Origin of the sequence: Parabacteroides sp. AF18-52, from assembly GCF_003479145.1 — a bacterium.
In the GTDB taxonomy this organism is placed as follows: Bacteria; Bacteroidota; Bacteroidia; order Bacteroidales; family Tannerellaceae; genus Parabacteroides; species Parabacteroides faecis.
Genome location: NZ_QUGR01000015.1, coordinates 30,389 through 51,309 on the forward strand (window position 1 = coordinate 30,389; position 20,921 = coordinate 51,309).

The window sequence follows — 20,921 nt, forward strand, 5'->3', positions numbered from 1 at the left end:
AAAATCCACATTGTCAGATTTTATCGGCTACCAGTCATATAACCTCGTGGCTAAACAAAAAAAGGGGCTGTCCAAAGTCGGATAGCCCCTGCCAAATGTATTATTTTTGTCCAATAACTGTAACGGTTATTTAGGACTAGACAATTTATAGAAGATAGACGTTTTGACACATCAATCCATACCCTGTATTCCGTTAGGTTCTATTTATAGAGCTGCAATTTTGAACCGTCATGCAATTGTACGGTTGTTTCAATTCCGTTAGGTTCTATTTATAGAAACCGTAGTTTCCGTTTGTTACTAGGTCAGCTACTGTTTCAATTCCGTTAGGTTCTATTTATAGATTACCTTGATTTTGAAGTTTCTGTTTATCTCTTTTGGTTTCAATTCCGTCAGGTTCTATTTATAGTTTTCAACCAATCTACATACATCTTTTTTATTATTGTTTCAATTCCGTCAGGTTCTATTTATAGCTGATCGGAAAGTATGCCGGTATGATCGGAGCTGTCATGTTTCAATTCCGTCAGGTTCTATTTATAGTAGACGCTTCTGATAACTTACCCCGCGCCGCTTTCCCAGTTTCAATTCCGTCAGGTTCTATTTATAGTACAACGGTTACACCACAACCAACCGGACATATTGAGGTTTCAATTCCGTCAGGTTCTATTTATAGATTGCAGCGAAAACCAAACAGTCTGCCGAAGACTAGTTTCAATTCCGTCAGGTTCTATTTATAGCGAGATCGCTGACGGTAATGCAAGCCAGGATTTAACAGTTTCAATTCCGTCAGGTTCTATTTATAGGAAAACGTTTACCAAACGTTCGGTAGGTCCCATGCGCGTTTCAATTCCGTCAGGTTCTATTTATAGGGTAAAAAATAAAATCCTTCATATTTGATAGTTCCTGTTTCAATTCCGTCAGGTTCTATTTATAGGGGGCAGCTTTAATCTGTTGTTGAAGGTCTTCGTTCGTTTCAATTCCGTCAGGTTCTATTTATAGCATTGTGTCAGCGAACATAAACTGCATAAACGATAGTTTCAATTCCGTCAGGTTCTATTTATAGTTTTGGATACAGTTCCGACCCTACGGCTATAGTCAAAGTTTCAATTCCGTCAGGTTCTATTTATAGACAATCCTCATTGTTCTGTTATTTGATACAAATATAGTTTCAATTCCGTCAGGTTCTATTTATAGTAACCCCTATCTCGTTAGCAAGCTGTCTTTGAGTCAGTTTCAATTCCGTCAGGTTCTATTTATAGCATCTAAATCTTTTCCAATCAGACTGCACCAAAAGTGGTTTCAATTCCGTCAGGTTCTATTTATAGCGTTTATCGGCTGCCACTTTTACAACCTCATGTTCGTTTCAATTCCGTCAGGTTCTATTTATAGTCGACGATGGTAGCCGGTAAAGTGATTATTCCAGGTTTCAATTCCGTCAGGTTCTATTTATAGTGGCAAAGATGCAAAGGTTGTACTTGCATATTTATGTTTCAATTCCGTCAGGTTCTATTTATAGCTAGGTGCATTATTAATCGTATTAGGTTTAATCCTGTTTCAATTCCGTCAGGTTCTATTTATAGGTACAAAAGTTTTGTAGTTCGGAATTAAGTATTACATTGTTTCAATTCCGTCAGGTTCTATTTATAGGTTATCCAGGGCTGTGATCTTCCATTCTTCTTCAAGTTTCAATTCCGTCAGGTTCTATTTATAGTGAGCCACTTGCAGGGGACGATCAGGACACTGTTTCGTTTCAATTCCGTCAGGTTCTATTTATAGCAGCAGGTTTATCCGCAATGCCCAGCAACTTAATGTTTCAATTCCGTCAGGTTCTATTTATAGACGAGGAAAGAGCTAACCTGCTATTTCCCACATGAGTTTCAATTCCGTCAGGTTCTATTTATAGAATCCATCTGCGCAATATAAGAGCAATCTTTAATTAGTTTCAATTCCGTCAGGTTCTATTTATAGTGTACAGGACAATCAAAAGACTTGTTGTTAAGAATGTTTCAATTCCGTCAGGTTCTATTTATAGAAAAGTCAATGGCGCCTCATGGACTAGCCATATTTGTTTCAATTCCGTCAGGTTCTATTTATAGTTTGTAGGTGAATGGGTATTATTGTCAACAGATGCTAGGTTTCAATTCCGTCAGGTTCTATTTATAGTTAAGCGTTGATCTGGAAACGGATATACTTAAAAGTTTCAATTCCGTCAGGTTCTATTTATAGATGATTTCAAAAGAAACAACGTTTGAGCGGCTGCAAAGTTTCAATTCCGTCAGGTTCTATTTATAGAGAAAAAGAATGTGCTTATTGATATGGGTGATTATGTTTCAATTCCGTCAGGTTCTATTTATAGGCTATTCTAGTTTGATTTTTACCAACCCATAACAAGTTTCAATTCCGTCAGGTTCTATTTATAGCAGCTCATTCACCAATTCACGGATGGCTGCCTTTGTTTCAATTCCGTCAGGTTCTATTTATAGCCGTTACAAAAATAGCTATTATCAACGAAAATACAAGGCTTTTCACGATACCCACCTGGCATTTTTTTGTAAATAAAGTTGTCGACCCCCAATTATATAAAAATAACAGGGAATCGACAACTTATATTATTGATCTGATTTTCAGCATGTCAAAGAACGTCTTGAAACACAGAGAAGTTTTATATACTCACTTTTTACTCATAAAAACTGACATTGACAACTTTCATAAAAACTGATCAATACTAGATCGCTCTTTTCCAATCACTTCCCGATCCATCCACTTATCCCAGCGATTTGAAAAAATAATTAAGCTATCCTCATTCTTATCCATTATTTCTCCAGCCTGAATCTTCAGTTCTTTCAATTTAACATCGCTCAATTCTCCTTCAAATACAGAATTCTGAATCCAATTTAAATATTTTCGACAAAGACGAAGCATTTTTGCAACTCTTTTCTCTCCCATATCATATACAAGAATAATATACATCTACCACCACATTTTAAAAGGTTTATATTCTTCCATTCCCAATAAATGCTTACTAAGCTTATAACATTCCAATTTTACTAAATGCCTATAGCTGACATTACGTTTAAGACTACGATGCTGAATTGTTTCAGACATACGATCTTCAATCGCTTTAACAAAAACTTTTTTTCCTGCCTCATTTAAAATACATTTATTTAATGAGGTATTAAAATGTTTGCTTTGAAGTTCCTTTCTATTTAAAACTTTAAAAATTGTACGATCTACAATGATCGGTTTAAATATCTCTGCTAAATCTAAGGCAAGTGAATAACGACGCTCTCCCGGAGTATGCAAATAACTAATCGTAGGATTCAGTTGCGTCTGATGAATAGCTCGCAGACAAAAACTATAACACATCATATTCCCAAATGAAATCAAAGCATTAACCTCATTCTGAGGTGGCTGTTTGCTTCTCCCGTTCATTTGAAAATCATTCAATATCAAATTAAACGACTCATAATAAACCTGACGGATATTACCCTCTAATCCCATCACCTCCTGCACACTCTGAGCTTGGTCCAATTTAGAAGCATAACTTTTCATCTGTTCAATCATGGGCTCCATATCTTTCCCCCTACGATTATAATATTGAAGATTCTTTATCATATTATATGATGCTCCCTCAATGAATTTTTGTGCCACAACCAAACGTTTAGAACAATTTTCATAATTAGACGTTTGAGCTAATAACATTTTACCGGACAGCAAATAATCTTTAGGCATAAAAGATCCGGTATAATTTTCATAATAATCAAAAAAGTGTACAGCGATATCATTTTGTCCTAAAAAATTAAACAAAGCACTATTTGCGACCAATGATCCGAAAACAAAAAACTCACTGACACCTTCTATAGGTATAAATCGGGGTTGCCCATCGTGTTCAAGACCATTTTCATCTTCTGTTACAGGAACAAACTTCAAAGTATTATCTTTTCTACTGAGTTTACCCGGATTAAATAAATAATAAGTTTTCTTCATATTTCATCCTCCTCCGTAATATAACAAAATTCATAATAACTACAATTTTTACATCGAACACTTTTTATAAGTGACGGACAATCCTCAGACTGAATAAATCTCTTGATTTCTGATACCATCCGATCTATTTCAACCACATCATCTGAACTAAGTTCTATTTTATGTGTCTTACGCTCTGTCGGATATTCCAAAATACCTGTCACACCCTCCATTCCATTTTTCAGTAAAACATACATATAGTATTTCAACTGCCAAATATGTGTTTGCTCAAATTTAGGAGATTTTTTAGTTTCATGTATAACCCGATTCTTATGATCATAAAAATCAATCTTAATGCCATCCAATTCTACTTGTTCATAGTTACTGTCACGTTGTAAATAAGTAGAATCTTCAATAAGACGCCCCATAGCCACATCATCCGAAGTATCTTCAAAACGAATATCATTGGCATGAAGCCACATTCTACGTTTACAATAGAAATAATAAGAAATCAATGTACCTGTTACATGCCGCATTATAGTAATAAGTTATTTGTTCCTAACTCTAAACCTTTTTCAAATGAATAATTATTCAAATCAGATAAGACGCGTATATCAAAATAAGTTTTTTCATTTCGATAAGCAGGAGCCACTTGATCTTTCTTCAAATTCAAACGCACATTTATTATCCTATCACTTAACTCCTTAAGTCTATTATTAATTTCTATCCGAACTTTTCTACTCTCTTCAAATCCTGTTGTACTTAAAGACTGTATCACTAAGTCGGCCAACTCTTCACAACTAAAATCATTTTCATCTTTTGGAATATAATATTTATACTGTTCACCAAACAGATCATTATCTATTAATTGAAACTCTCCCAAACGTTCAAACTCAGCATTATTGACACATTCAATCATATTTATTGATTTGTTTCCCTTCTTAAAATCACCTATAGAAAGAGAATCCCGAATAGAAGAAAAGAAATCAGACTGGACAGCATATAATTTATTTTCTTCTATCCCATCAGTAATATATTCCTTACAAAAACGAAGAAACTCTGCAGCCTCTCCTTTGTAGATTACTTCTGAACTAGCTTTTCCTTGTTCCTTTTTTAATTGGAAGAAATAAACATCTCCCATTTCCGGAAAAGTATTATTCCTATTACATCTTCCGGCACTTTGAATAAGACTTGGCAACGGACATAAATCCCGATATACTACAGGAAAATCAATATCAACACCAGCCTCGATCAATTGAGTAGATATCAAAATAACCTTTTCATTCGCATTCAAAAAGGCTTTTGCCATTTTTATTTTTTCACTCCGATCAGAAGGGGTAAAGTGAGTATTTAGTAGGATGACATGAGATAATTCTTCCAGTTTCTCATATAGCTCCTTTGTATCACCGATAGTATTCAAAATCACCAGACAAGATTTAGTCTGACTCAAAACATGGTCAACCAAATCCTGTAGCATAAATTTGTCATTATCTACCAAATGTATTTTATACCGATTAAACGTTTTATCCGAGAAATATCTTTCAGGAGTTATCAATTCTATTGGCTGATTATCAGAATATTCTTTAAACAACAGATATGGGTCAACCGATTCATCGGTATAATCCTTTACCGGAAAATCTAATTTGGGCATAGTCGCGGTAGACAATATAACATACGAATTATTTTTACGGCAAAAAGCTTCCAGCCATGCAGAAAAAAAGATATATAGACGTGGAGGCAATGCTTGCAACTCATCTATGAGGAATATTCGATTTGAGAAATTAGGTAATTTCAATAGCGTTGCATTCTTATTACTTACCAGGGTTTCAAAAAATTGAACAAAGGTTGTTATAATAAAAGGATGGTCAAATGAATGTTCAGCAAAATCTTGTTGAAGTATCTTTTGCAAATTTTCTAAAGTCGGATTTACCTCATACAGCTCCAAGGCTGTAACCAATTCTTGATTATTTACTTTCGAATTCACTGGCAAATAATCAATACCATCTTCATCCAATATCCGTTGAACTTGTTCGGTGATAGAGAGGAAAGGTAAAGCATATATGATACCCAACGGTCCTTTTTGACGTTGTATTTCTTTAGCAACAGATAATAACGTATAAGTTTTTCCCGCACCAGTTGGAGCTGTTATAGTGAATACTCTCCCGGATGATAATAAATGGCGAGAAATATTCTTTGTAGCCTCTACCCGAATGGCCGTTCTCAAACGATTTAAATCAGATGAAACTGGCCCTTGATCAAACAGTTGAAATTTCCGAGCTAACGCCAAATCCATATCTTCGATAGCCTGTGGAATCCGATCCTCAAATTGATACCAAACATTATTTCCGGCATCTCTTTTATCTGCATGTATTAACGATGCAAATCCGAATTGGGTATCCATAAAATACTGCAAAGCATTTACACGCCAAAATTTCAAGTGTAGATGTTTTACGAACCTACTAGAATTTTGAAAGTCAAATTCATCATAATCTATTGAAAACAGGTTATGTTTGATTGACAATTGCTTGGACAGAAAGGAAGAAAACGGCAACTCATTCTTTTCGACAAACATAGCCGCATTAGTTATTTCTTCCAAATTCAATAAATCTACAAAATTAGGTAAATCTCCATGATGATGGGCTATCAATGCGATTACCTGCCGAAACTTAATCTTATAGTCAGAAGTATTTTCAGCCTTAAGCAACTGTCGGCAGGCTTCCCCATTTGTCTTTGCAAAATAAACAAATGCAAATACAGATAAATAAGAATGATTTGAATATCTCCCGCCATTAACACCTGCTAGTTTTTTCTGAAAATTAGGATTTATCTTTCCAAAATCATGAAAAAGAGCAGCCGCTTCAGTGATCGATAAAGAAGTATATTTGCGGGATTTTTCAATAACCCCGCAAATATGAACTTCTAATAGCTTGTCTATATGCGACCAATAATTCATATCAGACACCACTGTGTTTCTCCATTAAACAAATAATGTTCACCTCGTACCTTAATCGAATGACCGGCAGATGGATAAACGATTGAGACATAACCTTCAGGTAAGTTCCAGAAATCATTATTCTGAAAACAGGGTATCCGGTCAAAACCTATACGTAACGTATTCGTTTCCAATCCCTCCGGAATATGTTTGCTTGTAACAAACCCTTTTGTAGAAAACACACCATCGGCCACACATTCAATTTCACCGTCTTCCTCCCATCGGATTTCTGCAGGACAATTGTGTAATCCTAACACAGGATTATAACAAGCTTTTCCCTCCTTGCAATAATCGACAAATGATGTAAATAAAGCTTCCGAACGCTGATTAACAAGGCAAAGTATAACTTCATACTCAGGATTACGAAGAAACTCCATCTGCTTCGGTACTTTATCCCAATCATTTGTTGCACTTCGAAAAGTAAACCCCCATGATTGCTTCTTTACCTCATTCTTTACCTGTACCCCATATTTCAAGTCATCACACAAAATAGGGAACAGGCATCTCATTTCCTCCCGATTCTTACCAAGCACAGCTCCGATCATACCAACGAGTGCCGTCTTTGTTATCAAATCATGAGAGAGCGGATTATTATTGGTCTCAGATCGTCGAAACTGTGCCCAATTTCCTTTTATATTTAATCGAACACCTTTCATACCCCAGATTATTTTGTAAATATATCGATTGACTTGATTTTCTCATTTCCCAAAGCAAGAAGTGCATTTTTTATAGACTCTATTTCCGTATAGAAGCGTACTTCTTTCACTTTTGGGGAATCTACCACGGCTTTTAACCCATTAAAATCAAACTGAAAATCAGCCATTCCACGTATTTGCTCTTCTTCTTTCTCGGATGTTATCGTTACTAATTTATCGACACCATACAATTTATCATTCGGAGTATGATAAACAATCTGAAGCAACAGCACTGAATTCTGATTGGATTTACTTCGGGTATTTGCATTATTTATACTGTTCCAAAGTGCTTTAAACATTTCCTGTACATCTTCAGTAGTCAGTCCACTATTCTTTGCCGAATAAGGATTAATCCAACCGTGAATCTGATTAAGAGCATAAGGCACTACTGTTGTCGTACCAATTGCTCCCCCCGATTTATCTGCACTGGATGAAAAAACAGACGTATTTTGATGAATACGCAAATCAATCTTATTCATAGATGGATTAAGAAGAGCAAATTGTACCGGACCTGTAATATTTACAGCTGCATCTTTTTCAGTGGAGATCCCACCGAATAAACGAACATCGATACAATGTTTTATTAAATTCAGTGCTTCCTCTTCCGGTTTCTTCTTATCTAATTTTTCACATTTATATTTTACTCTCAGAGATTTCATCCTGGCAGAAGAACCTGATTCTTTACTACCTTCTGCAATCTGTGACTTATCATTGAAAACATATATATCATATTTATCTTTCTCTATTTCATTCTGTTGAATAAAATAATCCCGGATAAAACGCTTAATACGAACGTCACTTACTAAAATACGTTTTGTTTCATCATCATAACGTTGTTCCCCTGTAAAAGGGTCACCATTAGGTATTGAATAAGTACTATCGTACCAAAAAAGAATTTCTGATTTTTCCTGTTGATTTTCCATTTATATTCATAATTTAATTAGCATCCGTTATTTCTTCTTTTTCCTCAATAGGTTTTCTCGAATCGTAATAACTTTCAAAAAAACCAAGTGAGCAATTATATTTGCTATACTTCTCTCCGCCAAAATCTTTAACGATATCAGCAAACTCCATATAGGCTTCTTTTACCCACTTTTTAGTCAAACCATGCATAACCAACTTTTCATTAAGAAAAGCAGCAAACTTTACCAACTCGTCCAACGAAGCTGTTCTCCGGGAAAGATTCCCTACATAAGATTTCTCAAATGATTTAATCGGACAATCTTTCTTCCATGACGCAAACTGTTGAGCCATTATACCTAGTTGTTTACCTAAAGCATAACTTTTTGAATCTTTAATCGTCATAAGCGTATTCTTTTTTTGTATTTTCATTAGAAAATAAAAATCATATTTCAGTAGATTAAAATTTGTATTATCGTTTCGGATATTATATTCTACCTTTTCCAAAAATGCAGGTAGCAAAATAGGATCTTCATAATAAGTATCCGTATAAATCTGAGGCAAAGCTTTCAAGATATGGGACTGGAACTTTTTCTTATCTTTCGTCACATCACCCAATAAATTCTGAAAAGAGTTACGGATATGATATTTAAAACCCTTAGCATTAGGAAATTCAGCATAAGCCATTTCCTCAACTTCCAGTCTACATTCAACAATCCGTTTATGAACCCTTCTTAATAGAGATTTCTGTACATCTGAAAATTCTATCAAGTCTGAAAAAACACCAGCCGGAGAAGCCGGAACATTTGTAAAAATGATATCAAATTTAACAGAGTCATCAAAATCGTTTCTCAATAAACCTCCAAAGGATGAATCACATGAATCTTCCTCATCCACAAATGTCATATCGGCTTCTTGCTTATCTTCCTGCTCCAATGTGTTTTTATCCCGTTCAAAAAAACAAACAACCATATCTGATGTCAGCTGCTCTGAATGAGGCAAAGCTATTATACCTATTCCTCCTATACGCATCAGTGGCTTCTCTGCTGCATTTCCCGCATACATTAAACTGATGATATCATCACGCGTAAACAAACGATTCTTATATCCTGTTTCTCCAAATCCGGGAGTAACACCACCCAATGTTTTATATAGATACTTATCCAACATAACCTTATCAGTATCCGGAAGGCGTTTTACAAGACTTTCCGTCAGAATAACATCTATATTATCAACTATACCATCCATATCTTGCCAGCTTTTCCCTTCGAAGTTAAAGTGTAGCACAACAGAGGTCTGATTTTTAAGAAATTGCTCAATATATTCAGCCTTTCTCCTGAATTCGGAACGAAACTTTTGAATAAATGGATTATCCATACGGCTTGCAGCATCTTCGCTCAACCAAAAAGAAGATTTCTTTTCTACAATTCCATTTTTTTCTTTATCAGCCCATGTTCCATACATCCTATAATTTCCGCCTTCTACCAGCATCCCCTTTTTATCTTCATAACAAGAATATACCAAATCTCCTAACAAGTAACGCTTGGAAGAATCTTTTTTCGATGTCTTGAAATTTAGATAATAAATAGACTTGATCTTATCTTCGTCTATAATACGTGACATAGAATCGAAGTCAAAAGAAAAACGATCCCCATCATCAACAACATTCACTTCATAGAATGTGGTAGTAATGGTATTTCCTTCTTTATCTTTCTTCTTTTCTAACGCTTTTACGTCATTTATCGCCCAATTTATCTGATCATGGTATTTCCACGCTTTTTTGGTTTTACGATAGAATTGACCTATTTTTATTACTGTATCTAAGCTCATAATATGATTACATAAAAATATTAACGCATTAGTAATTTTAAAATGAAATGTTTTATATATCTTTGCCCCCGAAATAGAATAGAATGCACCAAGTAAACTATCTTTGTCCCAATAGTCGAAAAGATGCATCAAAAACCAAAAGGAATTGAAATTTAGTTAATTTCAAATGTGTTTATTTTAACTACTAATCGAACCTCAAGGTTTTTACCTCACTTTGTCTAAAAGATAAAGTGAGGTTTTTTATTTTATTTCAACCATTCCAAAACCAGAGCTACCTTTTTCAGCAATTCCTGACTCATACATTATATTCATTAACTCTTTTGGAGCTTTCATCCTAAAATTACAAAGATAACCCTTTACTCTCGTTTGTTGAGGTGTTCCAGCTTTTATAGTTATTAATTTTGACCTAGGTTTATCTAATACAATAAAGTCATAATCTAACTTTCCTTGATAAGGTTTTCCATAATAAGCCACATACCGATTAAGCAAACTCACTAGAATAGCACCTTTCGCATAAGGATCAGCAGGAGAAAGATATACCGTTTTACCATTTTCCTCTCGACGGGAAATGCACATGGGTGATAATGTCTTAAACTCAGCTTCCTCTTCGCAGTTCAAAGCAGGTAACATCTCTACACTCTGTACCTTGAATTGAACAACGTTCTGCCTATTACCCAATTGAAATGTTTGTTCCATAAAAATACCTTGAATAAATTGCCGTGTTGATTTTTCGGGAAGGAAAGATATATACCATTCTACTGTATCGCTGTTTATATACAAACACCCATGCTCCTTATCCAACCCTAGAGACGGTATAATCAAAGATGAATATGTGAATAGCTTGAATTGTTTTCCCTCCAGTTCAAACCCATTATCATGTAACCAGTTTGCATAAGATTCATTCGACAACGAAAGAATTTTGTAGATAACCGCCATCTGCTCATACTGATAATTAAAAGGCAAACGATTCCCGTATTTCTTGTCAACTTGTAATACTATTTTAAATCTCATTGCGTTTTCTTTTGACTGTAAAGCTAAGTAATTAACATACTCGATATCCCAAATCGTATATGTTAATAAACACAAAGGCTCCAGTTCTATAAAGAACCAGAGCCTTTTCATATTCAAATAGAATTATATTTAATTCTTAAATACCAGTCCATCCCCTTCCCGATCGATAATGATCGGACGGTTCTTATCGATCTTCATACCCAGTATCTCCTTCGACAGTTCGTTAAGGACATATTTTTGGATAGCACGTTTCACCGGACGGGCACCGAACTGGGAATCGTAACCTGCATCCGAGATAAAATCGACGGCAGCATCCGTAAAATTCAAGGCAACACCATTGTTAGCCAGCATCTTCTTCACACTGTTCAACTGCAAGGTAACGATCTTACGGATCTCTTCCTCATTCAGCGGAGTGAACATGATGATCTCGTCGATACGGTTCAGAAATTCCGGACGAATGGATTTCTTCAGTAATTCCAGTACCTGTATACGGGTTTCATCGATCACTTTTTCGCGGTTGTCGGGCGTGATCTTCTCGAAGCTTTCACGAATCAGGGATGAACCCATATTGCTGGTCATGATGATGATCGAGTTCTTGAAGTTCACGACGCGTCCCTTGTTATCCGTCAAACGACCGTCGTCCAATACCTGCAACAGGATATTGAATACGTCCGGATGCGCCTTTTCGATCTCGTCGAACAGGACGACAGAATAAGGTTTACGGCGGATTGCTTCCGTCAACTGGCCACCTTCATCGTAACCGACATATCCCGGAGGTGCACCGATCAGACGAGTCGCACTGAATTTCTCTTGATACTCACTCATATCAATACGGGTCATGCTGTTCTCATCGTCAAACAGGTATTCAGCCAACGCTTTGGCAAGCTCGGTCTTACCCACACCAGTCGTACCGAGGAAGATGAACGAACCGATCGGACGTTTCGGATCCTGCAATCCGGCACGGCTACGACGCACCGCATCCGCAATGGCTGTAATAGCCTCTTCCTGACCGATCACACGGGTATGCAATTCGTCTTCCAAGCGGAGTAGTTTGTCGCGTTCGCTCTGCATCATCTTGTTGACGGGAATACCGGTCCAACGGGATACCACATCGGCAATGTCTTCGCTGTCGACTTCCTCTTTGATCATGGCGGCAGCACCCTGCATAGTGTGCAGCTTGGCCTGTATTTCCTTGATCTCTTCTTCTTTCGCCTGCAGTTTGCCGTAACGGATCTCAGCTACTTTGCCGTAATCGCCTTCACGTTCTGCCTTATCGGCTTCAAACTTCAGGTTCTCGATGTCGATCTTATTCTGCTGGATCTTGTTGATCTGTTCCTTTTCGCTTTCCCACTGGGCTTTCTGTTTCTTTTCTTCTTCTTTGAGGTTGGCGATTTCCTTGTTCAACTGCTCCAGTTTCGTCTTATCGTTTTCACGTTTGATGGCTTCGCGTTCGATCTCCAGCTGTTTAATACGGCGGGAAACTTCGTCCAATGATTCGGGTACCGAATCCACCTGCAAACGCAGACGGGCAGCAGCCTCATCCATCAGGTCGATCGCCTTATCCGGCAGGAAACGGTCGGTAATGTACCGTGTCGAAAGCTGGACGGCAGCAATAATGGCATCGTCTTTGATACGTACCTTATGATGGTTTTCGTACTTCTCTTTCAGACCACGCAGAATCGAAATAGTATCCAGTTCATCCGGTTCTTCGACCATCACAACCTGAAAACGACGTTCCAGCGCTTTATCTTTTTCAAAATATTTCTGATATTCATCCAGTGTCGTTGCACCGATAGAACGCAATTCACCACGTGCCAACGCCGGTTTCAGGATATTGGCGGCATCCATAGCCCCGTCGCTCTTACCGGCTCCTACCAATGTATGGATCTCATCGATGAAAAGGATGATCTCGCCTTCCGACTTGGTCACCTCGTTGACTACGGATTTCAACCGTTCCTCAAATTCTCCTTTATATTTGGCACCGGCAATCAATGCACCCATATCCAGGGAGAAGATCTGTTTTGATTTCAGATTCTCCGGAACGTCACCACGAACGATACGGTGTGCCAAGCCTTCGGCGATAGCTGTTTTACCGACACCCGGCTCACCGATCAGGATCGGGTTATTCTTTGTACGACGGCTCAGGATCTGAAGCACACGACGGATCTCGTCATCACGACCGATCACCGGGTCGAGCTTGCCGCTACGGGCACGTTCGTTCAGATTGATGGCGTATTTATTCAGAGAGTCGTATGTGTCTTCTGCCGACTGGCTCGTTACTTTATTTCCCTTACGCAATTCCTCGATCGCTTTCTCCAGTTCTTTTTCCGTAACACCGGCATCTTTCAAGATCTGCGAAGCCGTACTTTTTACGGTAAACAAAGCGAGAATGATATGTTCCAGAGAAACATACTGGTCACCCATCTTACCGGAATAATCGATTGCTTTCTGCAAAACGGCATTCGATTCGCTCGACAGGTAAGGTTCGCCACCGGATACTTTCGGATAGGATTCTATCTGACGATCCAGCACCATGTTCAGATTCTGGATATTGACACCCAGTTTCTGGAAGAGAAAGTTTGTAATGCTTTCACCCGTCATAATGACAGCCTTCAGCAAATGAACAGGTTCGATCACCTGTTGGTTATTCTTCTGAACCAACTGCACCGCCTGCTGAACAGCCTCTTGTGATTTAATTGTAAAATTGTTTAAATTCATACCTTATATTACTTTCTTGTTATCTTCTTTATTTTTAACTTTCACTGATAACTCTACAAAATAAATACCATAACGAAAATAAGTCATTTTGTCAGTATTATTACTACACATTTTGCACTTTCGGTAAGAAAACAACAAGAAAGCAAAAAAGGTTTGCGCAAAAGCAGGATTACTCCGGATTAGCCCATTCAGAATTCCATCTTATAACTGATAAAAGGAATCATACTGTTGAAATAAAAATCCTCTATCTGCTGTGTTGCCTGGTTGTATGACTGTCCCATATATTGTTTTCCTATTAGGTTTTTCACCTGGATAGCAACGGTTCCGGAGCATCTTCGATAATTCACCCGGTAAGTCAGGGAGATATCCGATACGGGGCTGATACCTTTGCGACGATGGATAAACGGCGTAGACTCGTCATACACAATATCTTGCTGCTCCAATGTCGCTTTCAGATCGACCGGAGAAGTTGGACGGTAACCCGAAAGGGCGATACGGGCATTCAGTCCCAAGACTCTATTTAAGCCGTTCTTCCGGCGGAAAGTAAATTCTTTTCCTCCCAGGATATTTGCAACATACCGCGTATTGAACAGCGTATTATGCCAATCGCCCTTATCATCTTTATAACGGGAGTCGAAAAGCGAGAAGGTCACCATATAATAGTATCCCGATTGCAGGAAACGCTCCAGGGTAAAATCAATACCGACATTCATGCCTTTACCCGTGTTCACGAAAGGCTGATAGAACAAAGGGGGCTGCACGGTGAGGTTAATGGTAGAAAATGTTCCGCCCTGCAACACCGGGACATTATACAAATATTGAAAATAAGGTTCGACTTTCAGCCTTAGAAGCGGAGAGATAGCCCAGTTATAACTCAATACATTATGTAAGGAACGTGTCATCTTCAGGTCTGTATTGGGTGTAGTAATACCTCCGTCTGCCGCCGGAACTTCCATAAAATAGAAATAGAGAGGTGCTATCTGCGAATGAAGTCCCGTACCCAACATAAGGGAATGATGGCTGCTGAGAGTCCATTCAACGGAAAGACGCGGTTCAATAGCAAAATCTCCGTTCAGTGCAAATAAGGTTGTATTGAGACCACCGGTCAGCGAGAAAGAGCGGTTGAAAGCATATTTGGTTTGTGCATAGGCTTGCAACAACTGGGTATTACAGTGTTTATTAGCAACGGCTTGCATGATCCTTTCATCATCCGATTTCCGGTAATCGATCTTATCGAATAATTGATCCCAACGGATGCCGTAACGACTGTGCCAACGGGAGGAATGACGATGATTGAGCCGGGAAGACAACGATAGTTTATAGCTACGGTTCAAATTATCGATATCGGGAATGGAAGTAGTCGGTTGCTCAACTCTGCGCCTGCCGAATTCGAAATCCGTATCCGACAAAGTAGCCGCAAGCGTGGTGGACAGATACAGGGAAGAGTTGAACGACTGCTTGTATGAAATACCGGCTGCACCGGCCCGGTAGGCCATTTTCATATCCGTACTTACCGGAGGCGTCGTCCATTCAGCCGGATCGTCTTCCGCTTCTCTTTCCGACTGCGAGTTTCCTCCGATGCCCCATAGGGAAAATGTACCCATACGTCGTGTAGGCAAGTTGATCTTGAAAGCTACATCTTCATAATGGATAGATTGTTTACCGGACATTTCCGATATGAAAGACTTGATAATACCCAACGTGGATACGCGTACATTAAATAGATAAGAGCCGTCATAGTCTCTCTTGAAAGGGCCTTCGGCCGCAAACTCCGCACCTTGTATCCCCAACTGTGCCGTAAATTCGTGCTTCCTGTCATTCCCGTTACGGAACTTCATATCGAACACACCGGCAACGGCATTCCCATATTCTGCAGGAAATGCTCCGGTATAAAAATCCGAATTAGCAAGCATGGAACTACTGAACATCGTAAATGCACCTCCCCCTGGCACGTCATCACCGCCATTGAAATGACTCGGGACAGGAATATCTACCCCTTCCATCCTCCACAAAACCCCGGAAGGAGCGTTTCCACGGATAATAATAACATTTGTTTCCGCCGCTCCGGTCGTGACTCCGGCAAAGTTTGCTGCCATACGTGCCGGATCATCCACTGCTCCGGCATAACGTCTTGCCTCTTCAACCGAAAAGGTACGTGCACTGACAGAAGCCATATCGTTCTGGGGAAGGTCTTTCCGTCGGTGGGCGATGACTACCACTTCGTTCAGTGCCTGCCGGCTTTCTTTCATTTCGATAGCAAGGACCAGTTCTTTTCCACTGGTCAGTTGCAGTTCGGAAAGTTGTAATGGTTCATATCCCAGATAAGAGAGTTGAAGATTGACTCGACCGACAGGTACACTACCGAGAGAGAAATTACCTGCCGCATCGGTTGTAACGCCTGTACTGCTACCTGCTAACATAACGGTAGCCCCGATCAACGGAACTTTGGTTTCCATATCTACGATTTGTCCACGGACAGTTTGAGTAAGTTGTGCCTGAATGCCAAGGGGTAAAAGCAGGAGTAAAACTCCTGCAAATAGAAGGTGTCTTAAATAGTTCATCTTTGTTTATCGCGTTAATTAATCCGCGACAAAGGTAGATGGTCTCCGTTTGAAAGTTCTTGATAATTGTCAAGACTCGTCCTCATCCGATAGTTTTCTTCGGATACGGCTCACAGTTTCGGGAGTTACACCGATCAATGAAGCTACATCTTTCAGGGTTAATTTATTCATGGAATGATCCGCAACTTTCAGTAATTTCTTGTAACGTTCTTCCGGCGTGTCACAACGAAAGGAAAAGATCAGTTCGTCACGACGAAAGAATAGTTGCTCGGCTATATGCCGTCCGAAACGCTGACCTTCCATACTATATTCGTAAAAGTCGATAACCTGCTGATAAGTCAACCTGTAAACGACAGCTTCAGAAATCGTCTGTATGGAATATCTGGCCGGGACATGGTTCAGCAAGGCATAATATTCTGTTACAAAGCCGTTAGTATTGAAGCCGATCGTCCGTTCCTCACCCTCTGCATCACAATGACTGAAACGAAATTGCCCGTCCAATACGGCACCCAGGTACCGGCATGGTTCTCCCTGACGGACAAAGTACTCCTTGCGTTTAAGGTTCACGATCTCCCCCATTTCCATAAATACACCGGATAGCTCTTCAGAAATATTCAGGCGGGACACAAACTCTTTCAAATCAATCATACATACAAAGATATAGTATTATATTCGCCATACAATAAAAAAGATCGTGCACTGTGACTTTTTCACGCGCCGGGGTACTAATCCAATACAAACTAAAAGAGAAATGAATATGATAAAAGGTGAAGCAGACTTCCTTTCTTCGCTGGAATCGAACATAAGCATACTGATCAAGATCGCCCGGGTGTATGCTTATACCACGCACGACAGGAAAGACCTGATCAATGACATCATCCTCGAATTGTGGAAGTCGTACCCGAAGTTTAAAGGCGACTCCAAAATATCGACCTGGATCTATCGCGTCTCGCTCAACGTGGCGTTGAATGTCAAACGAAAGCGGGACAATAACAAAGTATTGTTTTTCGATGAGTTGAAGGTAGCGGACGGCAGTGATATCCTCGAAGTCCCGACCGACAACTCCTCTGAAATCGGCCAACTCTATCAGTGCATCGAAAGTTTATCGGAACAGAACAAGGCGATTATCCTATTGTATCTGGATGATAAATCATACGAAGAGATCTCTCAAATCCTCGGTCTGTCCAGGACAAACGTCAGTACACGTTTGAACCGGATAAAAGAGCAATTAAGAAAACAAATGAACCCCTATAAATGAATCGTTATGGAACTCGATAATATAAAAAACAGCTGGAAACAGGAAAACCAGCAAATTGCAGCGAATGTACATCTGAATAGAACAGCCCTGATGAAAAAGATTTCGGCAGAAACAAACCGGATGAAAAGAAAGAATCTGTTACTTTTGTTGTTCAGAATACCTTTTCCGGTAGTTATACTTACTATATTATTTTCACACATTCATATCCATAACATGGTTAATTTCTATATTGGAATAGTGTTGTTTCTGGCTTTTTCCTGCTTTGCTTCATGGGGACTGATAAAATATTATCTGAATCTGAGAAAGCTGGATATAACAGATTCATATCTTGAAAATAAAAAGACTATACGGGAACTGGAGTTATATAAACTGAATGTGACGAAAAGGAATTACTATTGCAGCCCGGTGGGAATAGCCGGCATTTTCCTGATGATCAATGCGCCTCTGTTTACTACTACCGAAGGGGCTATCATGTTACTACTTATCATGGCTATCATGGCTGCCTCCATATTCATAAATCTGAAATATGTCTTACCGGCACAGTTCAAACGGTTGAATAAGGAGATGGAAGAGATTCGGAAGATGGAAGAGGAATAGGCAAACTCAAATCCATTTGTGTGTTCGAATTAGCGATGTATAATCCTGTTCGTTTCTGAAATAAAAGAATATCTTTGTACATCAAGGTTTTCACTTTGTAAAATCGGGTCTAATATACCATATTAACAGCATGACAAGAAATAACATATTCGACTTATTATTTACTATTCTTTGTATATCAGGATGTATCTCGTGCAATAAATATCTATTGAGCGAAAAAGATAAGGAGATAGAAAAGGAAGATATTCCCATTGAAGTATTCGAAGCTATTTCAAATATCGACCTGTCTGCCCGAAAGAATTGGGTACTGATAGTAAATTATGAGTCGATATATGATTATGCGATAGACAAAAATACGCTCAAAGCCATTCCTAAAGATACTCCCTGCTATATTTGGGGTCCCAACATAATCGAAAATGAGGATGGCATAGATTGGATCAGTCCGGGGTTAGGCCCGATTATTCTCTTTGCTTCTCAAAACTATTATGCTAATTTTATATCTTACACAGATACTACATCTACAAAGATTTTTGACCAAACAACCGAAGATAAATTATTAGCTGCCGATTGTTTGTCTTGCCTATATTCAGGAAAAGTATCAACACATCTTTCTGATATTTTGGTACATAACAATTGTTTACTGGATTTTGAATTGAAGAATGTTCCCGAGTCTACAACTGTTATGGTGAAAAGCCGAGTACCTATCCAACCATTCAGATATAAAACGAATCCACAACATTATAAAGCGATCGTATTTTCATATTGTGGAGAAAGAGATGCCGAGCTTTACATTACCATGGATGATAAGATCCATATTGTTAAATTACTTCCAAAAATAAACCGCTCCAATCTGAGTAATGATCTGTTCCCAGATACATACCGTTATACAACCCCCGATACATATTATAAATTCACTTTATCTTACGACGAAGAAAAAGATGTATTTTCAATTGAAGATGCGGAGAATAGTGTGTGGAGCCAGATGCCATAAATTCATCGATATTTAATACAAATGATATATGGTTATTTCACTTATTCCATATCTTTACACACATAGAAAAACTTATAACCAACAAGCATAAACACATGAGAACAAAAGATTTACTATTATTACTTTTCCCTTTATGTACAATCACTATTGTATGTTGCAATACAACGCGTAACCAGACGGCCTCTTCTTTCAAGAAAGAAACAACCATTACAGACAGTAAAGCAAACAAGGTTGCAGACCTCAATGATATCAAGGCTATATTCAAGAATAATGCACCTTATACTTACAATAATGGTTTCATTCTCAATAAGTCAGGAGAAACAATAGCCTATTGCTCTAATGGTTACATTTTAGACAAAAACAAAAAGACACTAGGCTATTATTCTAATGGTTATATACTCGACAGCAATTATAAAACCATCGGAAATTATGCTAATGGATATATAACTTTAAAGAAAAACGAAACGGAGTAAGAAATACTAAAGACAAATTCTTCAACTGTTCCGATAACTTAATGATCTAGCATTTAATCGCTTCACTATTTCCTGAAACTCTCGTGGTATTCGTTTCATAACTTCCTGTTGAATATCATCCGGTACACCATAATAAGCCCCGGCAATTCCTCCGGTGATGCAAGCCAGCGTATCGCTGTCGCCACCTAATGAGACGGCCAGGCGGATGGCGTTCTCAAAGTCCGTACTTTCCAGAAAGGCAATAATTGCTTCGGGAACCGTTCCCTGGCAACTGACATCAAAACGATAGTCCGGACGTATCTCGTCACAAGTACGGTCCAGATCATAAGAAAAAAGAGATTCAATAGATCGCTTGATCTCCTGCTTACTATTCCCATCCCGTGCCATATAAACAGCAGTAGCAGTGGCCTGCGCTCCTTTAATCCCCTCGGGATGGTCATGAGAGACCATAGCAGTTCCTTTAGCAACGACCAACGCCTCTACCAACGAAATGCATCCCCATCCGACAGCACTCACCCGCATCGCCGAACCATTCCCCCAACTGTCATAAGGTTGCGGTTTTTCCTCCTGTAGCCAATGGCTGAAACGAGCACCATAACCACCCATCGGACACGGATATTTACGTCCGTACTCCTGCATGATTCCAACAAGGTTTCCCCTATTCAGTAACCAATCAGCTATAGCGACCGTCATGATCGTATCGTCCGTATAATTACTTTCATCTGTAAACAACGGAAAATCCATTGTCTTTATATTATCGAATTCATAAACGGAGCCGATAATGTCTCCTGCTATTGCACCTATCATCGTATGTTAATTAATATTCTTCTATTGCATAAAAATAATAAATATATTCAAACATGACTCGCTTATACTAAAAAAACTATACAAATCATCGATTTTTTAAAGCCTTCGGATATATTTGTGCACTT

At 38.6% G+C, this 20,921-nt stretch carries 16 protein-coding genes and 1 CRISPR repeat array; of the genes, 4 read left to right on the forward strand and 12 right to left on the reverse strand.

Features of this window, described 5'->3' with window-relative positions; translation table 11 throughout:
* Nucleotides 1–128: 128 nt before the first annotated feature.
* A CRISPR array of direct repeats spans nt 129–2,480; the repeat unit is 29 nt; unit sequence GTTTCAATTCCGTCAGGTTCTATTTATAG.
* Between the two features lie 223 nt (nt 2,481–2,703).
* The 11 genes from cas2 to DWX23_RS19665 form a co-directional block, all read right to left on the reverse strand.
* Entirely contained in the window at nt 2,704–2,967 is a 264-nt protein-coding gene (gene cas2 / locus DWX23_RS19615; RefSeq protein ID WP_122375703.1) for a CRISPR-associated endonuclease Cas2, read from the reverse strand.
* Complete coding sequence (gene cas1b / locus DWX23_RS19620; RefSeq protein ID WP_122375704.1) at nt 2,968–3,984, reverse strand: type I-B CRISPR-associated endonuclease Cas1b; 1,017 nt, start codon at nt 3,982–3,984, stop codon at nt 2,968–2,970.
* A complete protein-coding gene (gene cas4 / locus DWX23_RS19625) occupies nt 3,981–4,499 on the reverse strand; it encodes a CRISPR-associated protein Cas4 (protein WP_122375705.1) in 519 nt (172 codons plus the stop codon). Before cas4 ends, cas1b begins: the two co-directional genes overlap by 4 nt.
* Complete coding sequence (gene cas3 / locus DWX23_RS19630) at nt 4,499–6,916, reverse strand: CRISPR-associated helicase Cas3' (RefSeq protein WP_122375706.1); 2,418 nt, start codon at nt 6,914–6,916, stop codon at nt 4,499–4,501. The genes cas4 and cas3 overlap by 1 nt, the downstream gene beginning before the upstream one ends.
* A complete protein-coding gene (gene cas5, locus DWX23_RS19635) occupies nt 6,913–7,611 on the reverse strand; it encodes a CRISPR-associated protein Cas5 (protein WP_122375707.1) in 699 nt (232 codons plus the stop codon). The genes cas3 and cas5 overlap by 4 nt, the downstream gene beginning before the upstream one ends.
* A gap of 8 nt (nt 7,612–7,619) precedes the next feature.
* Nucleotides 7,620–8,573 carry a type I-B CRISPR-associated protein Cas7/Csh2 gene (gene cas7b, locus DWX23_RS19640; protein WP_122375708.1) on the reverse strand — a complete coding sequence of 318 codons (954 nt, stop codon included), beginning with the start codon at nt 8,571–8,573 and terminating at the stop codon, nt 7,620–7,622.
* Nucleotides 8,574–8,586: 13 nt separating this feature from the next.
* Nucleotides 8,587–10,380: a hypothetical protein gene (locus DWX23_RS19645; protein WP_147382556.1), complete on the reverse strand. Its 1,794-nt coding sequence runs from the start codon at nt 10,378–10,380 to the stop codon at nt 8,587–8,589.
* 240 nt (nt 10,381–10,620) lie between these two features.
* A complete protein-coding gene (gene cas6, locus DWX23_RS19650) occupies nt 10,621–11,502 on the reverse strand; it encodes a CRISPR-associated endoribonuclease Cas6 (RefSeq protein WP_233587693.1) in 882 nt (293 codons plus the stop codon).
* Nucleotides 11,503–11,520: 18 nt separating this feature from the next.
* Nucleotides 11,521–14,109, reverse strand: coding sequence for an ATP-dependent chaperone ClpB (clpB, locus tag DWX23_RS19655; protein WP_122375710.1), 2,589 nt, complete (start codon nt 14,107–14,109; stop codon nt 11,521–11,523).
* A gap of 188 nt (nt 14,110–14,297) precedes the next feature.
* Complete coding sequence (locus tag DWX23_RS19660) at nt 14,298–16,670, reverse strand: carboxypeptidase-like regulatory domain-containing protein (RefSeq protein WP_122375711.1); 2,373 nt, start codon at nt 16,668–16,670, stop codon at nt 14,298–14,300.
* A 69-nt stretch (nt 16,671–16,739) separates the two neighbouring features.
* Nucleotides 16,740–17,318, reverse strand: coding sequence for a Crp/Fnr family transcriptional regulator (locus DWX23_RS19665; RefSeq protein ID WP_122375712.1), 579 nt, complete (start codon nt 17,316–17,318; stop codon nt 16,740–16,742).
* A gap of 103 nt (nt 17,319–17,421) precedes the next feature.
* On the opposite strand from DWX23_RS19665, the gene DWX23_RS19670 reads away from it, so the two are divergent.
* The 4 genes from DWX23_RS19670 to DWX23_RS19685 all read left to right on the forward strand — a co-directional run bounded on the left by DWX23_RS19670 (nt 17,422) and on the right by DWX23_RS19685 (nt 19,989).
* Nucleotides 17,422–17,928 carry an RNA polymerase sigma factor gene (locus DWX23_RS19670; RefSeq protein WP_122375713.1) on the forward strand — a complete coding sequence of 169 codons (507 nt, stop codon included), beginning with the start codon at nt 17,422–17,424 and terminating at the stop codon, nt 17,926–17,928.
* A gap of 6 nt (nt 17,929–17,934) precedes the next feature.
* On the forward strand, nt 17,935–18,525 hold the full coding sequence (locus tag DWX23_RS19675) for a hypothetical protein (protein ID WP_122375714.1): 591 nt from the start codon (nt 17,935–17,937) through the stop codon (nt 18,523–18,525).
* A gap of 208 nt (nt 18,526–18,733) precedes the next feature.
* Nucleotides 18,734–19,516 carry a hypothetical protein gene (locus tag DWX23_RS19680; RefSeq protein WP_122375715.1) on the forward strand — a complete coding sequence of 261 codons (783 nt, stop codon included), beginning with the start codon at nt 18,734–18,736 and terminating at the stop codon, nt 19,514–19,516.
* A 95-nt stretch (nt 19,517–19,611) separates the two neighbouring features.
* On the forward strand, nt 19,612–19,989 hold the full coding sequence (locus DWX23_RS19685; RefSeq protein ID WP_122375716.1) for a 4-fold beta flower protein: 378 nt from the start codon (nt 19,612–19,614) through the stop codon (nt 19,987–19,989).
* A gap of 21 nt (nt 19,990–20,010) precedes the next feature.
* On the opposite strand, the gene DWX23_RS19690 is transcribed toward DWX23_RS19685, so the two are convergent.
* Complete coding sequence (locus DWX23_RS19690; RefSeq protein ID WP_122375717.1) at nt 20,011–20,796, reverse strand: ADP-ribosylglycohydrolase family protein; 786 nt, start codon at nt 20,794–20,796, stop codon at nt 20,011–20,013.
* Nucleotides 20,797–20,921 lie beyond the last annotated feature (125 nt).

What these genes read in the sequence shown, in the direction of transcription:
- cas2 (WP_122375703.1), bottom strand. Translation starts at nt 2,967, where the DNA reads ATGTATATTATTCTTGTATATGATATGGGAGAGAAAAGAGTTGCAAAA.
- cas1b (WP_122375704.1), bottom strand. Translation starts at nt 3,984, where the DNA reads ATGAAGAAAACTTATTATTTATTTAATCCGGGTAAACTCAGTAGAAAA.
- cas4 (WP_122375705.1), bottom strand. Translation starts at nt 4,499, where the DNA reads ATGCGGCATGTAACAGGTACATTGATTTCTTATTATTTCTATTGTAAA.
- cas3 (WP_122375706.1), bottom strand. Translation starts at nt 6,916, where the DNA reads ATGAATTATTGGTCGCATATAGACAAGCTATTAGAAGTTCATATTTGC.
- cas5 (WP_122375707.1), bottom strand. Translation starts at nt 7,611, where the DNA reads ATGAAAGGTGTTCGATTAAATATAAAAGGAAATTGGGCACAGTTTCGA.
- cas7b (WP_122375708.1), bottom strand. Translation starts at nt 8,573, where the DNA reads ATGGAAAATCAACAGGAAAAATCAGAAATTCTTTTTTGGTACGATAGT.
- DWX23_RS19645 (WP_147382556.1), bottom strand. Translation starts at nt 10,380, where the DNA reads ATGAGCTTAGATACAGTAATAAAAATAGGTCAATTCTATCGTAAAACC.
- cas6 (WP_233587693.1), bottom strand. Translation starts at nt 11,502, where the DNA reads ATGAAAAGGCTCTGGTTCTTTATAGAACTGGAGCCTTTGTGTTTATTA.
- clpB (WP_122375710.1), bottom strand. Translation starts at nt 14,109, where the DNA reads ATGAATTTAAACAATTTTACAATTAAATCACAAGAGGCTGTTCAGCAG.
- DWX23_RS19660 (WP_122375711.1), bottom strand. Translation starts at nt 16,670, where the DNA reads ATGAACTATTTAAGACACCTTCTATTTGCAGGAGTTTTACTCCTGCTT.
- DWX23_RS19665 (WP_122375712.1), bottom strand. Translation starts at nt 17,318, where the DNA reads ATGATTGATTTGAAAGAGTTTGTGTCCCGCCTGAATATTTCTGAAGAG.
- DWX23_RS19670 (WP_122375713.1), top strand. Translation starts at nt 17,422, where the DNA reads ATGAATATGATAAAAGGTGAAGCAGACTTCCTTTCTTCGCTGGAATCG.
- DWX23_RS19675 (WP_122375714.1), top strand. Translation starts at nt 17,935, where the DNA reads ATGGAACTCGATAATATAAAAAACAGCTGGAAACAGGAAAACCAGCAA.
- DWX23_RS19685 (WP_122375716.1), top strand. Translation starts at nt 19,612, where the DNA reads ATGAGAACAAAAGATTTACTATTATTACTTTTCCCTTTATGTACAATC.
- DWX23_RS19690 (WP_122375717.1), bottom strand. Translation starts at nt 20,796, where the DNA reads ATGATAGGTGCAATAGCAGGAGACATTATCGGCTCCGTTTATGAATTC.